Source organism: Salinimicrobium sp. 3283s (genome assembly GCF_039602225.1).
GTDB classification, from domain to species: Bacteria; Bacteroidota; Bacteroidia; order Flavobacteriales; family Flavobacteriaceae; genus Salinimicrobium; species Salinimicrobium profundisediminis.
Window position 1 is genome coordinate 1,708,514 of record NZ_CP143631.1, and the last position, 14,140, is coordinate 1,722,653.

15 protein-coding genes are annotated in these 14,140 nt (G+C 42.1%); all 15 read right to left on the reverse strand.

The annotated features are described in order from the left end of the window. Window positions 1-2 precede the first annotated feature (2 nt). The 15 genes from VS868_RS07475 to hemA all read right to left on the reverse strand — a co-directional run bounded on the left by VS868_RS07475 (window position 3) and on the right by hemA (window position 13,985). Window positions 3-1,013, reverse strand: a complete 1,011-nt coding sequence (locus tag VS868_RS07475; RefSeq protein WP_345599730.1) for a zinc-binding dehydrogenase — start codon at window positions 1,011-1,013, stop codon at window positions 3-5. Continuing rightward, window positions 1,010-3,040 carry a GDP-mannose 4,6-dehydratase gene (locus VS868_RS07480; protein ID WP_345599731.1) on the reverse strand — a complete coding sequence of 677 codons (2,031 nt, stop codon included), beginning with the start codon at window positions 3,038-3,040 and terminating at the stop codon, window positions 1,010-1,012. Before VS868_RS07480 ends, VS868_RS07475 begins: the two co-directional genes overlap by 4 nt. Window positions 3,041-3,050: 10 nt before the next feature. Continuing rightward, entirely contained in the window at window positions 3,051-4,169 is a 1,119-nt protein-coding gene (locus VS868_RS07485; protein WP_345599732.1) for an SDR family NAD(P)-dependent oxidoreductase, read from the reverse strand. Between the two features lie 18 nt (window positions 4,170-4,187). After that, window positions 4,188-4,895: an SDR family oxidoreductase gene (locus tag VS868_RS07490; protein ID WP_345599733.1), complete on the reverse strand. Its 708-nt coding sequence runs from the start codon at window positions 4,893-4,895 to the stop codon at window positions 4,188-4,190. A gap of 352 nt (window positions 4,896-5,247) precedes the next feature. Continuing rightward, window positions 5,248-5,727 (reverse strand): hypothetical protein, encoded by a 480-nt coding sequence (locus VS868_RS07495; RefSeq protein ID WP_345599734.1) that lies wholly within the window; start codon window positions 5,725-5,727, stop codon window positions 5,248-5,250. Between the two features lie 65 nt (window positions 5,728-5,792). Further along, entirely contained in the window at window positions 5,793-6,140 is a 348-nt protein-coding gene (locus VS868_RS07500; RefSeq protein ID WP_345599735.1) for a hypothetical protein, read from the reverse strand. Window positions 6,141-6,168: 28 nt separating this feature from the next. Continuing rightward, window positions 6,169-7,134, reverse strand: coding sequence for a porphobilinogen synthase (gene hemB / locus VS868_RS07505; protein WP_266070853.1), 966 nt, complete (start codon window positions 7,132-7,134; stop codon window positions 6,169-6,171). A gap of 101 nt (window positions 7,135-7,235) precedes the next feature. Further along, entirely contained in the window at window positions 7,236-7,634 is a 399-nt protein-coding gene (tnpA, locus tag VS868_RS07510; RefSeq protein ID WP_345599736.1) for an IS200/IS605 family transposase, read from the reverse strand. A gap of 326 nt (window positions 7,635-7,960) precedes the next feature. Further along, the gene (gene hemF, locus VS868_RS07515) at window positions 7,961-8,863 is read right to left on the reverse strand and encodes an oxygen-dependent coproporphyrinogen oxidase (RefSeq protein ID WP_345599737.1); all 903 of its coding nucleotides are present in this window, start codon (window positions 8,861-8,863) and stop codon (window positions 7,961-7,963) included. 8 nt (window positions 8,864-8,871) lie between these two features. Next, a complete protein-coding gene (locus tag VS868_RS07520) occupies window positions 8,872-9,360 on the reverse strand; it encodes a hypothetical protein (protein ID WP_345599738.1) in 489 nt (162 codons plus the stop codon). Window positions 9,361-9,362: 2 nt separating this feature from the next. Continuing rightward, on the reverse strand, window positions 9,363-10,391 hold the full coding sequence (gene hemE / locus VS868_RS07525) for a uroporphyrinogen decarboxylase (protein WP_345599739.1): 1,029 nt from the start codon (window positions 10,389-10,391) through the stop codon (window positions 9,363-9,365). A gap of 8 nt (window positions 10,392-10,399) precedes the next feature. Continuing rightward, a complete protein-coding gene (locus tag VS868_RS07530) occupies window positions 10,400-10,951 on the reverse strand; it encodes a hypothetical protein (protein WP_345599740.1) in 552 nt (183 codons plus the stop codon). Window positions 10,952-11,061: 110 nt separating this feature from the next. Beyond that, a complete protein-coding gene (locus tag VS868_RS07535) occupies window positions 11,062-11,775 on the reverse strand; it encodes a uroporphyrinogen-III synthase (RefSeq protein ID WP_345599741.1) in 714 nt (237 codons plus the stop codon). Window positions 11,776-11,802: 27 nt separating this feature from the next. Next, entirely contained in the window at window positions 11,803-12,729 is a 927-nt protein-coding gene (gene hemC / locus VS868_RS07540) for a hydroxymethylbilane synthase (RefSeq protein ID WP_345599742.1), read from the reverse strand. After that, window positions 12,726-13,985: a glutamyl-tRNA reductase gene (gene hemA, locus VS868_RS07545; RefSeq protein ID WP_345599823.1), complete on the reverse strand. Its 1,260-nt coding sequence runs from the start codon at window positions 13,983-13,985 to the stop codon at window positions 12,726-12,728. Before hemA ends, hemC begins: the two co-directional genes overlap by 4 nt. Window positions 13,986-14,140: the final 155 nt, after the last annotated feature.

Below are 14,140 nucleotides of genomic sequence, written 5' to 3' on the forward strand. Positions count from 1 at the left end.
TCTTAGTTGACAATTAAAGCTTTTATAAATCCGTCTGGCCTTTGGGTTAAATGTTCATAGGCTTTTTCCATTTCTTCAAGAGAGAATTTGTGGGTAAACAGGGGGAAAGGATCCATTTTACCGTCTTCCACGGCTTTTATGGCATTTTTGATCCCTTTTATGTATTGCTGCGGATCCCTCTCGTGGGCACTTATCATATCTATGCCGCGCCAGTTGAGCATTTGCACGTTTATGCTGCGCATCCCATCCTGATGAAAGCCGGCAACAATAAGTTTTCCTCTTTCGCCTGTAAGTTCTATGGAGAGGTTAAGCGGCCATTCCTTTCCTGTACATTCTATCACCCGCTCACAAAAGTTTTCTTCGGTTAATTCCTTTACTTTTTCAATGATCTTGTAGTGATCATCCATCTCGATCAAATGATCGGTCCCTGCTTTTTGGGCGGCTTCCAGGGAGAATGCTCTTCTGGAAACAGCAATAACTTCGGCGCCGGCCGATTTGGCCAGTTGAATGAGAAGCAGTCCTAAAAATCCGCTCCCAACAACAGCAACTTTTTGGCCTTTTTGGATATCGCTGCGTTCAAAGATGTTCATGGCGCAGCCAAGGGGTTCACCGGGGAAAGGTTTCCCCTCTAAAGAAGCAGGGAGTTTTACTGTGCTTTCTTCTTTTGCTATATCGTGCGTGGCATAGGCATTATAGGTGAGGGCAGTTACCCTGTCGCCCTTTTTAAATTTTGTCACTCCTTCTCCCACGGCATCTATCACCCCCCAGCCTTCGTGGCCCGGTTCTCCCGAAGTTACAGGATAATTGAACCAGTCGCGGCCTTCCCACACCGGAATGTTTGAAGCGCATACGCCGCTGCCTTCCAGCTTTATTCGTACTTCTCCCTGGCCGGGTTCGGCTACTTTTATTTGTTCAACATCAACTTTTTGAGGGGCTTGTAAAACTGCGGCTTTTGCAGTTGCAGTATTTTCTTCTACAGGTGCTTTTTCCTGTACAGCCTGCGGTGAACTCATATGGCGATTTCTTTTGTAGGATTTAAATTTGCTGGTAACTCAATATTTCGGTTTTCACAAAGCCATTTCAGGAGGTGTTCAACCCCTTTATCTACAGAATACTTGGGCTGCCAGCCGGTGGCTTCTTTGAATTTGCTGGTGTTGGACACATAGTAGAATTGATCTCCCGTACGCCAGTCTTCAAAACTCACGTTCATTTCTTTTCCGGCTTTTTCCCTTATGGTGTTAAGGATCTCCAGGAGACTAACTGTATTTTGAGGTCCGCCGCCGATATTAAATACCTGCCCCGCCAGTTTATCAATGTTCTTGTGGGCCAGCATAAAGGCATCAATCAGGTCTTCTACAAAGAGAATGTCCCGCACCTGTTTTCCGTTTCCGTAGATGGTTATGGGCTTGTCTTCAAGTGCACTAATTAAAAAATGTGCTACCCAGCCCTGGTCTTCGGTACCAAACTGGTGTGGGCCGTAGATGCAACTCATTCTGAATACAGCCGTTTTTAAACCGTAGGTTCTCGAATAATCAAGAATATACTGATCTGCAGCTCCTTTTGAGCAGCCATAAGGGCTATGGAAGTCCAGCGGGATCTTTTCGTTGATCCCATATTCTTTAATTTTTGAATCGGCAGGATAGAACCTGGTTTCATTTTCAACCATTTTTACATCCTGAAGATTTCCATAAACCTTGTTGGTAGAAGTAAAGATCAATGACGGCTGATGTTCACTCTTTCTTATGGCTTCCAGAAGATGGAAGGTGCCGTTGAGGTTTACGTTAAAATCGTGAATAGGATTGGTGACCGATGATGTCACAGCAACCTGTGCGCAGAGATGGAAAACTTCGGAAGCATGGTTCACGCATTCCTGAAGTATTCGCGTTTCATTGATGTCTGAGATTTGAATAATGAGCTTATCTCCATATTCCTTCTGAAGCCATTGAAGGTTCTCTTCAACCCCATCTCTAAATAGGCTGTCATAGATCATCACCTTTTTCCCTTCAGAAAGAAATCTTGAAGCGAGATTGGTGCCAATAAAACCGGCACCTCCGGTGATCAGGGTATATTTCTCATCGGTTTTTACCCTGTACTGTTTCTGAATATAATCCTGATGTTTTACCTGTTCAAGACCATTTTTCTCAAGGAGTTTGTACAGCAGCTTTTTGGTGCCATCAGTCTTTTTTAATCCGAAGTGGTATTCCCTCTCATCAAGGTGGAAACCACCAACGGTGGAATTTACGGGGTCGAGATCTTTTAAAGAATACCAGTAGATCCTGTCGGCATCGGCATTTAGAACATTTTTAAATTCCTGGTATTGCTTTACTTCATCATTTTGCCAGGTGGAGAAACCGGCTTCAGAGATCCAGATCTCTTTACTGTACCCAAATTTCTCCATCACTTCTTTTATGCACTTGATATTGACATCCCAGCCTTTCCACTGTTGGTCAAAAACATGAGGAAAACCATGTATTCCCACAGCATCTATATGATCAAGCACTTTCTGCTCAATCATCATCTGCATCCAGTTTGGGTCAATGGGACTCATCCCTCCAAGCAGGGTCTTTTTTCCTCTTTTTTGAGCCCAATGTGCCGCCATACCTATCATGGTAGAGAACTTGTTCCAGGAGTAATCAAGGGTAAAATCGTATTCCACCTTATTATTTGGCTCGTTCCACAGTTCAACCCATTCAAAATATTCCCCATAGCGGGTGATCATAGTATCTATAAAATCGGCGTAGGCTTTAAGGTCTTTAGGCGGTGCCGAGGTCTTCGGCATCTCACCAATTGAAGGTGGCGTATAAAGGAAGCAAGGCAGTATCTCAACATGGGGAGCAAGTTCGGCAAATAGCCAGTCGTACCATTCCTCTGTACCTTCTACATACCAGTCGGCCCACGAAATTCCTGTGCGTAAATGCTTAATTCCGAGTTTTTTAAAATCTTCTATCGCGGCTTTCACTTCCTCATGTTCACCCGGTCTAAACCATTCCAGAATGCCGAGTGAAGGAGTATTATTATCTAAATTCTTCTTTACTTTCATCGCTATTCTTTTACACGGTTAAACCTCTGGAAGACAATTCGCTGCTTGCTTTGCTCACATTATCTGTGGCTATTTGGGTTTTGAGCCATTCGGCAAGTTCAAATAATCCGTCTTCAAATTTCACTTCGGGAGTAAATCCCAGTTTCTCTCTTGTTTTGGTATTGTCTGCAAAGCAGTGTCTTATATCGCCAACCCGGTATTTTCCGGTGACTTCAGCTTTAATCTTTTCTTTGCCCATTACACCTGCAAGTTTATCTGCAATCTCAAGGATGCTGTACTGGTTGCCGCTACCTATGTTAAATACTTCACCATCGGCTTCTGGTTTTTCCATAGCCAGGCGAATGGCACGGGCTACATCTTTTACATGAATGAAATCACGCTTCTGTTTACCATCTTCAAAGATCATTGGCGGATTGTCATTAAGCAGGCGGGAAGCAAAAATTGCAAGTACACCGGTATAAGGGTTAGACAGCGCCTGGCGGGTTCCATAGACATTAAAAAACCGCAGCGCTGTGGTGGGTATGTTATAAGCTTTGCCGGTAATAAGGCTTAGCCGTTCCTGGTCATATTTTGAGAGGGCGTAAACCGAAGAAAGATTGGGAGTTTTAGACTCGGGAGTTGGTACAGGTTTGAGTTCTTTCCCATTGCTGTCATACATTTCCCACCGTCCTTTTTTAAGGTCGGCAAGTTTGCGTTCACAGTCCATCCTTTTCTCCCCGGCCTCATTGAGATAAAGGCCTTCCCCATAAATGCTCATGCTTGATGCAGTAACTAATTTTTCCACCGGGTTGTCCATCAAGGCCTCCATAAGTACTGCCGTGCCCACATTATTAACATCGGTGTAGTCTTTTATTTGGTACATGCTTTGTCCTACTCCTACCATCGCTGCAAGGTGTACTACGGCATCTACGCCTTCAAGAGCCTTTTTAACAGCCGCTTTATCGCGCACATCTCCTATTTGCAGTTCTACATTTGGGTTGAGGTAATCGGGTCGGGTAGCATTTTCTCCATGCACCTGTTCCGACAGGTTGTCTAGTGCCCTCACTGTATATCCCTCATTCAAGAGCTCATCTGCAAGATGAGACCCTATAAATCCTGCTCCTCCGGTGATTAATACTTTCTTCTGCATTTGGTTAATTTTGGTTGGTTAGAAGTTTTGTAATAATGGTCTGGTTATGATTTTATTTATGCTGGTACCTTTTTTCTTGTTTAGTGCATACCACACGTCTTCTGCTATTTCTTCAGGAGCGATTGCGCCCATGCCCATATCTTCTACGGAAGCATTTCCGGAGATTTCATGGTCAAAAAAGGAGGTATTTACAATGCCAGGGCTTACCACGGTAACGTTGATGTGCGGAAGGGACTCCAGCCTTAAGGTTTCAGCAATTACCTCAAGCGCAGATTTTGAAGCTGCGTAAATGCCCCCATAAGCGTGAGGCTGACCGGCCGAAACTGAAGAAATGAACACCACATTCCCCTTTTCCTTAGAGATCATGTTGGGGGTAAACGCCCGTATGCATCTAAGAGGGCCCAGTAGGTTTGTCTCCAGTACTGCCTTCCATTTTTCGGGGTCTCCTTCAGAAAGTTTTTCTTTGATACCCTGCCCTGCGTTTATGATGAGATAATCGGGATGACCTACATTCTCTGTGGTCCAGGCATAGAGCTCATCAATATCTTCAGCCTTTCTTACATCGCAATGGCGAAACTGAATGTTTTCCTCCTTAAAATGCCCTTTTTGAAAGTCGGCTATAATCACTCTTACCCCTTCTTTACTCAGCTTTTGGGCTATTGCTTTGCCAATGCCACTACTTCCGCCCGTAACAAGTGCTATTTTGGAAGTAGTTTTTTGGTTCATTTAGTTGAGTTTATTTCAGTTTATATAAGAAAACCTTTTAGTTATTTTTTCCGGCAGAAGTACAGAAGGGGGAGATATGTTCTGCGGAAAAAAAAGGGCTGAGTTTCCTCACCGCCCGATATTTTCAAAGGTACATGAGGAGCCTGTGAAATTTTACTAAAACAAACCTAAAACATTCTTAAACCCCTATATTTCACTGGACTTTCAAGCCAGGATCAGCAGCCGTGGGAAGGGGTAAATACGTCAGATATTTCTTAATAATGGCAACAGCAGTCACGGTTGAAGAAGCTGTAAAAAAAAAGAACAGGAGCTCTTTCGGCTCCTGTTCTTTTCATTCAAATTCGAATATTTTTTATGACTTACAATACTTCTGAAGAGTTTTTTGCCATTTTATAGCCCTGTCCAGACGATTATTTTTCTCGGTAACAGGATCTTCTTCCTCGGCATAAAAAATAAGCCTTTTGTCTTCGTTGCTTTTGCTTTTCAGCAGGAGAGAGATCTCTCTTATCTCATCGAGAGCCTGAGTGTTTTTCTCATCTTCATCAATCTTGATGATCTCAATCTTCATCAGGTCTTTAAGATCGATTTCCTGTAGATCGGCCTTTTCAGCAGATCTCAAAAGGAGGAACTTTCCGGCAGTTTTATCAAGACCTATAGACAAACCATGAGTATTCTCAATTTCATCAAGATTGTAGCCTTTCTTACTTGCCAAAAATGCCATTTTTTTAGCTCGTTTTTTCTCTATGTGTGACTGGTTGTAAACGAGGTAACCAACGGGAGCTATGAATAAGATTAGTAGTCCCAAACCCATTAGGGTGGATGCTGTATCCATTTTTATATAATTTATTGTGAACGATTTATTATGTTATCCTGATATTTTGCAAAAAAGGATGGCGTTCACAAGAAAAAATGTTTGGGGAAAAGCTGAATTTTTAAATCCTTTCGTAAATCTCTATTAAAGCTGAAATAAGATGCCCCAGATGGATTTTCGCAAAGGCTAAAAGAAGTAAATCCTAAAGAAGAAATGGCGGGCCAGGGGTTTTGCTGAAGCTCGGGAAGCTCCTGGAACAAATTCTCCCTGTAGGCCACTGAAAGTGGATTGGCAGCAGCTAATTTTTCGGAAGAAGACGATTGCTCTTCATGTACTTCAGAAAAATTAAAAGCATAACCTGATCCCCCTCCAATGCTGAAAAAAGCAAGGAAGAGGACCAGTAGTTTTATTGCTATTTTAGGCTGCTGCTGCACAAGCCAAAGTTACTCAAAAAGTAGACCGTTATAAAAGTTTGACAGCATCTTTAGCAAAATAACTTGCAATCATTTGTGCACCGGCTCTTTTAATAGCTGTGAGCTGTTCGAGCATAACGGCATCATGATCAAGCCAGCCTTTTTCGGCCGCTGCTTTGAGCATCGAGTACTCTCCGCTCACCTGATAAACCGCAACGGGTACATTTACGGTATTTTTGATCTCCCGCACAATATCCAGGTAGCACAGGCCGGGTTTTACCATCACCATGTCGGCACCTTCCTCAATATCCTGCAGCGTTTCCTTAATGGCTTCCTCTCTGTTAGCAGGATCCATCTGGTAAGTTTTCTTGTCTCCAAATCCCGGTGCCGAATCGAGGGCATCGCGAAAAGGACCATAAAAAGCTGAAGCGTATTTGGCACTGTAGCTTAAAATTCCTGCGTTGAAATGCTTTTCCTGCTCCAAAAGTTCTCTGATGGCTTTTATGCGGCCATCCATCATATCACTTGGCGCAACGAAATCGGCACCTGCCTGCACATGTGAAAGTGACATTTTTGCAAGGACTTCTTTTGTGGGGTCGTTAAGAATGTACCCGTTTTCAACTATACCATCATGGCCGTAAGAAGAGTAGGGGTCAAGAGCGACATCGGTCATAACCAGCATTTCGGGTACGGCATCTTTGATGGTCTTCACTGCCCGTTGCATTAGGCCATCCTTATTTAAAGCTTCAGTTCCTTTATTGTCCTTGAGGTTGTCGGGCACTTTTACAAAGATGAGTACCGATTTTAAGCCAAGATCCCAGAGTTCTTTTACTTCTTTTTCCAGGAGGTCAAGGCTGTACCTAAAGTAATTAGGCATTGATGCAATTTCTTCCTTTATATTTTTTCCCTCCACAACAAAAAGAGGAACTATAAAATCATTTGGAGTAAGTGAAGTTTCCCTCACAAGGCCTCTTATTACTTCATTCGTTCTAAGTCTGCGGTTTCTTATTAACATGATATGAGATTCGGTTATTACTGTTTAATTTGTATTATTATTCCGGTGCTTTAAAAAGGTATTGCGGCTTATATTCTACATTGTATTTCTTCAGGAAATTCTCATACTCGTCCTGGAAGGAACTTTTTTTTATGATGTTCCTTCTGATTTTCAATATAAGTAATTGCCGATGTCAATTGGGAATGGCCAAGACTGAAAGCACCGAAGCCCTGTTGCCATTCAAATTTGCCGTTTATCCAGCCTTTTTCATTAATGAAACGGGATGAATTTGATTTAATATCCCGAATAAGACTTGATAGAGACAAGTCGGGTTTGATTCCAATTAAAAGGTGAAGATGGTCTGGCATTCCATTAATTCGTAGCAACTTTTGACCCTTATTTTTGACTATACCCGTAATATAGGAGTAGAGTTCGTCATCCCAATTTTTGGAAATTAGGCTATGTCGACCTTTAACAGCGAAAATAACATGAATGTATATTTTGGAATAAGTATCGGCCATTGTTATGCCGCTCCTCTGGAGCTTTTTTGATTTTAATGAATCTAATCTATAAATATTTCGCTCCTCTGGAGCTCAGATTCTCCCTATCGAATTTAAAATATCTAAATCTTCAAAGAGCTTTAGATTAAATAATTTTTCTAACGAGCAAAAACACCATCAACATTCCGGAGAAATTTTCTGCGGTGAAAATCTGTTTTTACTGCTTCTTGAGAGTAATTTTGATCCTTCCATAGATTAAAATCTACTCAAGAATTTAAGCCTCGGAGAGGCGATATATTTTTAGTAATAAAAGCATCTCGTATTATGAGCTCCAGAGGAGCGACATATCAGGTCCAGGATCTTGGGTGACGAAGCACCTCTACAAGTTTTTCTTCTTCGCTTCCGGGTTCGGGATGATGATCATACACCCACTGTACATGCGGAGGAAGGCTCATCAATATACTTTCTATTCGTCCGTTGGTTTTTAATCCGAAGAGCGTGCCTTTATCATGCACCAGGTTGAATTCCACGTAACGGCCCCGTCTTACCTCCTGCCAGTTACGCTGATTGGGGGTGAAAGAGAGGTTTTTTCTTTTTTCAACAATGGGAAGATAAGCCTCCAGGAAACTGTCCCCAACATCGGTTACAAAATTATACCATTCTTCGCTACTCTTTTCTTCAGAAGGCCTTAAATAATCAAAGAATAATCCGCCAATTCCCCTGGCTTCGTCCCGGTGGGAGTTCCAGAAATAGTTGTCGCACTTTTCCTTGAATTCAGAATAAAAAGTGGCATCATGCCGGTCACAGGCAGTTTTACACACCTTGTGAAAATGTTTGGCATCCTCTTCAAAAAGATAATAAGGAGTAAGGTCCTGTCCGCCGCCAAACCAACTATCAACCGTATTTCCATCTTTGTCATACATTTCAAAATAGCGCCAGTTTGCATGTACGGTTGGTACCATAGGGCTTTTTGGATGTAGCACGAGGCTTATTCCGCAGGCAAAGAAGTTGACATCGCCCACGCCAAAATGTTGCTGCATGGCAGGGGCGAGTGGTCCAAAAACTTTGGAGATGTTCACTCCGCCTTTTTCAAATACATTTCCATCTTCAATGACCCGGGTGCGGCCACCACCGCCTTCCTCCCGGTGCCAAAGATCTTCTTTGAAAACTGCTTTTCCGTCAATGGCTTCAAGATTGGCCGTGATACGATCTTGCAGGTCCTGTATGTATGCGTAAAATTTCTCCTTCATTTTTCAGGTTAAACTTCTTCTATGAATACCAGTTTATAATTCTCTTCTTCAACTTCTCTAAGGCTTGTAACCTTTATTGCCTGGGTCATCATTTTTTGTAACACAGGTACAATTTTCTCCTTTTCTTCAAAATTACTTCTGAATAACTGCCTGCCAATCCTGTTGTTGTGAAGGTCCATTGCTTTGGCAAGACCTTCATTTGGTGAAAGCCGTTCATGGAGATCGGTGATCATTTTACTCCAGTGGGTAGCCTCCTCCAATGATCCGGCTGCGTTAACACAGTACGCGCATATAAGGTAGTTCCAGAGTGCATGGCGAAAGGCATTGGTCCTGTTGTTTTCATGATGTAGCTTTCCATACAACTGGTTACAGGTCTTTATCGTTTTATTAGTAGCCCTGTAAGTGGGAATAAGGTAAACAGGGTGTTTTAAAAAGACCTTTACAAGAATAACCAGTTCGCTAAACCTAAGGCTTGTTATTCTTTTACCTACTACCACTTTTACGAAACTTTATACTCCTTCACAGCTTCTACAAAAGCTATGGCATTTTCAACAGGAATATCGGGTAAAATCCCGTGGCCAAGATTCACAACATACCTATCTTTCCCAAATTGGTTGATCATGTCGTGTACCATCTGTTTTATTTGAGCAGGTGGCGAATAAAGCCTACTCGGGTCAAAATTCCCCTGCAGGGTGATTTCGCCTCCCGTTAGTTTTCTTGCCATTTCCGGGGAACAGGTCCAGTCTACGCCAAGTGCAGAAGCGCCCGATTTCGCCATACTATCAAGAGCAAACCAACAACCTTTTCCAAAGGCGATCACCGGGATCTCCGTTTTTAGCGCATCGATGATCTGCTGAATATATTTCCATGAGAATTCCTGATAATCTTTGGGAGAGAGCATCCCGCCCCACGAATCAAATACCTGCACTGCATCAACACCAGCCTCTACTTTTGCTTTCAGATAAGCTATAGTTGTATCAGTGATTTTTTGAAGCAGGGTATGGGCAGCCTGCGGATTGGTGAAACAGAATTTCTTTGCAATGTCGAAGTTTTTGGAACCCTGTCCCTGTACCGCATAACACAAAATCGTCCAGGGAGAACCTGCAAAACCAATTAACGGCACCTCGTCATTGAGCTCCTTCTTGGTCATTTTGACGGCCTCCATAACGTAACCCAAAGTTTTATGAACATCGGGAACAATCACTTTTTCAACATCAGCCGTTGTCCTCACTGGGTTGGGAAGCCATGGCCCCAGCCCCGGTTTCATTTGTACCTCAATGTTCATCGCCTGTGGCACCACCAAAATGTCGCTGAACAAAATAGCGGCATCGGTACCTACCTGGTGAATTGGCATTACAGTAATTTCTGTAGCCAGTTCGGGGGTGCGGCAGCGGGTAAAGAAATCGTACTTATCCTTGAGCTTCATAAAATCGGGCAAATATCTTCCTGCCTGGCGCATCATCCACACCGGCGGTCGCTCTACAGTTTCACCTTTTAAAGCTCGAAGAAAAAGATCGTTTTTTATCATAATTTTTATTATTCGAATGTTAGTTGTGCAGACAAATAAAGTCTGCGTATATCGTGAACTTCCTGAAAATTTTGTTTTCCTCCAAACAGATCCATAATTTCTTCCTCTTTCACAATTTTAGAAGATTCGGCTAAGGTTTCTTTATATGAAGAAAAAGCATAGGTTTTAAAATCTTTATTAAAATGGATAAGAGGATTTAAGTTTACGTAGATTATTAGTTGCCTTAAGTAATCTTCACTATCTACTTTAATTCGTTTAAAATGTTTTTCAAACAGGCTACCGGTTCTATTCTCTGCTTTGTTATAAGATTTGACATAAGAATTAAAGAAATTAGAAAAGCTTTGAATAACATCTTTAGGTTCTTTTTCAATTCTCACAACTAGGTGAAAGTGGTTTTGAAGCAGGCAATATGCAAAGGTTGAAACCTTTTCCGCTAAATATTTGTTGTACTGTTTGAGAAAATATCTTTTGTTTTCTTCATTAGAAATAATGTTCGCCTTATTGATACCTCTATTATAGAGGTGATAAAACGAATCTTTTTCTAACGTTTCAAGTTTCATTTTTTCTACTTCACCAGACCTGCAAGGTCCTTTTTTACCTTGTAGGTCTCATATTTATACGGTTCAAATACCTACAAGGTTTTTAAAACCTTGAAGGTATGCCACCAGTTTTATTTAAAAGTCTTCACCACCTGTACAATGACATTTTCGATAGTCGGGGTGCTAGCGATGATCACATTTTCTGTAAAATTGTTTGCTTCGGAAGCTGTTGTTGTTCCAATACAAAAAGCTATGCTGTGTTTCAAATTATTACTTGCACAGTAACTTCGCACTGCGCTGGGGCTAAAAAACAGCACTCCCTCAAAGATACGATCTATTTTTTTTGGCACCGAAAGGGTGTCGTATACTTCTATTTCGGTGAGTGTTACCCCTGCCGATCTTAATCGCTCCGGAAGCTCGGCGTGCCTCTTTTTTCCGCAGAAAAACAGGAAATTTCCTTTGCTGTGGCTCTCAATAATTTCTGAAGCCAAAAGAGCTCCGTAATTTGCCATTTTTGACACCCTGAAGCCATGCTGTGTTAGAAAGGCTTCAGTTTTTTCACCTACACAAAAGATATTTTTCTGCTGAATTTCCTTTATGCGCGAATGCTGAAGTATTGCTCTTACCGAATTCTTGCTCGTAAAAATGACATTTTCGGGAAGGGTTTTTATTTCAAAATCTAAAGGTTCTATTGAAATAAAATCAGTTTCTACGAGGCCTATTCCTTTATTTAAAAGCAGTTCTCTCTGGCCCGAAGTCAGTTTTTTTGTAGAAAGTACGCTAATGTCCGCTCTCTCTTTAGAAAGTGATTTCTTACTCCCGTGACTTTCTTCTTTACTAAACAAAAGACTTTATAATTGGTGGCCAAAAAGTTAACCCTTGGTGTTGTTTACCTCTTCCTTGATCTTGCGCATAAGCACGTCACCGCCGGCGCTTAATACTTCTTCGGCACATTTACGACCGAAACCTTCGTGCTGAGAAACCGGAATTTCTTTTTCTACCCCAATTCTCTCCTGCCCGTCAAGGCTGAAAAGTGCAGCTTTAAAATGTAACGTCCCGTCTTGAATGGTAGCCAGTGCGCCTATAGGAGCAGTACAACCACCTTCCAGCACTCGTAAGAATTCTCGTTCAATATGCACGCAAACTGCTGTAGATTCATGGTTTAAAGCAGCAAGAGCTTTTCTGCAAAACTCATCATCTTCCTTTGCTACCACCAGCATGGCTCCCTGTGCGGGTGCGGGGATCATCCACTTGAGATCTAAGTAAGCTTCGGGGGTTAAATTTATACGTTCAAGGCCTGCCGCTGCAAACACAGCACCATTCCAGGTACTGTCTTCCAGTTTTTGGAGCCGGGTATTGACGTTGCCACGCAAATCTACGATCTCGTGGTTGGGATATTTGTGTAACCATTGTGCCTGTCGGCGCAGGCTTCCGGTAGCAATAATACCGTCGTCGTCATTGAGAAAATCGGTTCCTTTATGAACCAAAATGTCGTGTGTATTTGCCCTTTTTAAGACCGCAGCCTCTACAATGCCCTGTGGTAGTGCGGTAGGAACATCTTTCATTGAATGCACTGCGATGTCTATTTGATCTGTGATCATGGCGACATCAAGGGTTTTGGTGAAAATACCGGTAATGCCAAATTCGTACAGGGGCTTATCCAGCACCAGGTCTCCCTGAGATTTTACCGGAACCAGTTTAGTTTCATGGCCCAGCTTTTCGAGCGCATTCTTAACGGCATTTGCCTGCCACAGCGCAAGTTCGCTGTCACGCGTACCTATACGAATCACCCTGCTCATCTCTTGGTGGTTTCTTCAAGTTGAAAAACCTTTTGGATCAACTCCAGGCTTTCATCGGTACTATTCGAATCGCCTTTTAAGTGATTGGCAAACTGGTTCATGATCTTCTGAATAATACGATCTCCAAGTACTTCGGCCTGCCGTTCATTAAAGTTCTCAATCTTTTTGCGTTGAAAATCTACTTCGGCATCTTTCATCGTCCGCAGTTTCTTTTTCAAAGCTTTTATGGTAGGGGCAAATTTTCGGGTCTCCAGCCATGAATTGAAGTCGGCTTCCATTTCAGTAATAATCTCATGAGCCTGGGGAATGGCGGCCTTTCTTCTTTCCAGGGTTTCATCGGTCATCTGTGAAAGGTGATCAAGGTGGATAAGTGAAACCCCCGGAAGTTCTTCCACATCAGTAGAGACATTTTTTGGGATAGAAAGGTCTAAAATCAACAGGTCTTTCTTGTTAAAGATAAGATCTTTGGTAATGGTAGGATTTTGTGCTCCTGTAGCCACTATCAATACATCTGCCTGCCTAATTTCGGCTTGTAGATCGGCGTAATCTTTAACGGTAAGATCAAATTTTCCGGCTACTTTTTCTGCCTTATTTTTGGTCCTGTTTATAAGGGTGATTTGGTGGTTCTTTGTGTGTTTTACAAGGTTCTCGCAAGTATTGCGGCCAATTTTCCCTGTACCAAACAGCAGGATGTTAAGTTCGGCGGGGTTTTCGAAATTCTTCAGAATATATTGTACTGAAGCAAAACTTACTGAAGTAGCGCCCGATGATATTCCTGTTTCGTTCTTAATGCGTTTGCTTGCCTGGATCACTGCATTGACCAGCCGTTCTAAAAATGGATTTGAGACTCCGATATCCTTTGAATCTATAAATGCCGATTTTATCTGGCTAATTATTTCAAAGTCTCCCAATATTTGGCTGTCCAGCCCGGTACCCACTCTAAACATGTGAGAAATAGCATCTTTGTTCTTGTAAACATAAGCCACTTTTTCAAATTCTTCAACGGTACCGTGTGTATGCTCACATAACAATTTTATCAATTGAAACGGGTGCTGTGCAAAACCGTAAATTTCGGTCCGGTTACAGGTGGAGGTAACAATGAGTCCGTCGATACCTTCAGCTTTTGCCTGCTCAAGCAAATTCTTCTTTCCGGTTTCGTCCAGGCTAAAGTGGCCTCTTACTTCGGCATCGGCTTTCTTGTAGCTAAGACCAATGGTATAAAAATGTTTTCCTCTAGAAATATTGTAATCTTCCATGTACCTGAATAGCATTCTAACGAGCAAATTTAAGCTAAGCTTAAAGTAAAAAACAACGCTCAAAGTACATTTTTTGTCGCTGCACGTGATTTTGTCCCTAAAACTGATTAAAATCATTTATTTGGGCTATTTTTACCTGTGAAATATGGAAACTT

Excerpts from the sequence above, each read along its gene's own strand:
- VS868_RS07475 (WP_345599730.1), bottom strand. The coding sequence starts at position 1,013 with ATGAGTTCACCGCAGGCTGTACAGGAAAAAGCACCTGTAGAAGAAAAT.
- VS868_RS07480 (WP_345599731.1), bottom strand. The coding sequence starts at position 3,040 with ATGAAAGTAAAGAAGAATTTAGATAATAATACTCCTTCACTCGGCATT.
- VS868_RS07485 (WP_345599732.1), bottom strand. The coding sequence starts at position 4,169 with ATGCAGAAGAAAGTATTAATCACCGGAGGAGCAGGATTTATAGGGTCT.
- VS868_RS07490 (WP_345599733.1), bottom strand. The coding sequence starts at position 4,895 with ATGAACCAAAAAACTACTTCCAAAATAGCACTTGTTACGGGCGGAAGT.
- VS868_RS07495 (WP_345599734.1), bottom strand. The coding sequence starts at position 5,727 with ATGGATACAGCATCCACCCTAATGGGTTTGGGACTACTAATCTTATTC.
- hemB (WP_266070853.1), bottom strand. The coding sequence starts at position 7,134 with ATGTTAATAAGAAACCGCAGACTTAGAACGAATGAAGTAATAAGAGGC.
- tnpA (WP_345599736.1), bottom strand. The coding sequence starts at position 7,634 with ATGGCCGATACTTATTCCAAAATATACATTCATGTTATTTTCGCTGTT.
- hemF (WP_345599737.1), bottom strand. The coding sequence starts at position 8,863 with ATGAAGGAGAAATTTTACGCATACATACAGGACCTGCAAGATCGTATC.
- hemE (WP_345599739.1), bottom strand. The coding sequence starts at position 10,391 with ATGATAAAAAACGATCTTTTTCTTCGAGCTTTAAAAGGTGAAACTGTA.
- VS868_RS07530 (WP_345599740.1), bottom strand. The coding sequence starts at position 10,951 with ATGAAACTTGAAACGTTAGAAAAAGATTCGTTTTATCACCTCTATAAT.
- hemC (WP_345599742.1), bottom strand. The coding sequence starts at position 12,729 with ATGAGCAGGGTGATTCGTATAGGTACGCGTGACAGCGAACTTGCGCTG.
- hemA (WP_345599823.1), bottom strand. The coding sequence starts at position 13,985 with ATGGAAGATTACAATATTTCTAGAGGAAAACATTTTTATACCATTGGT.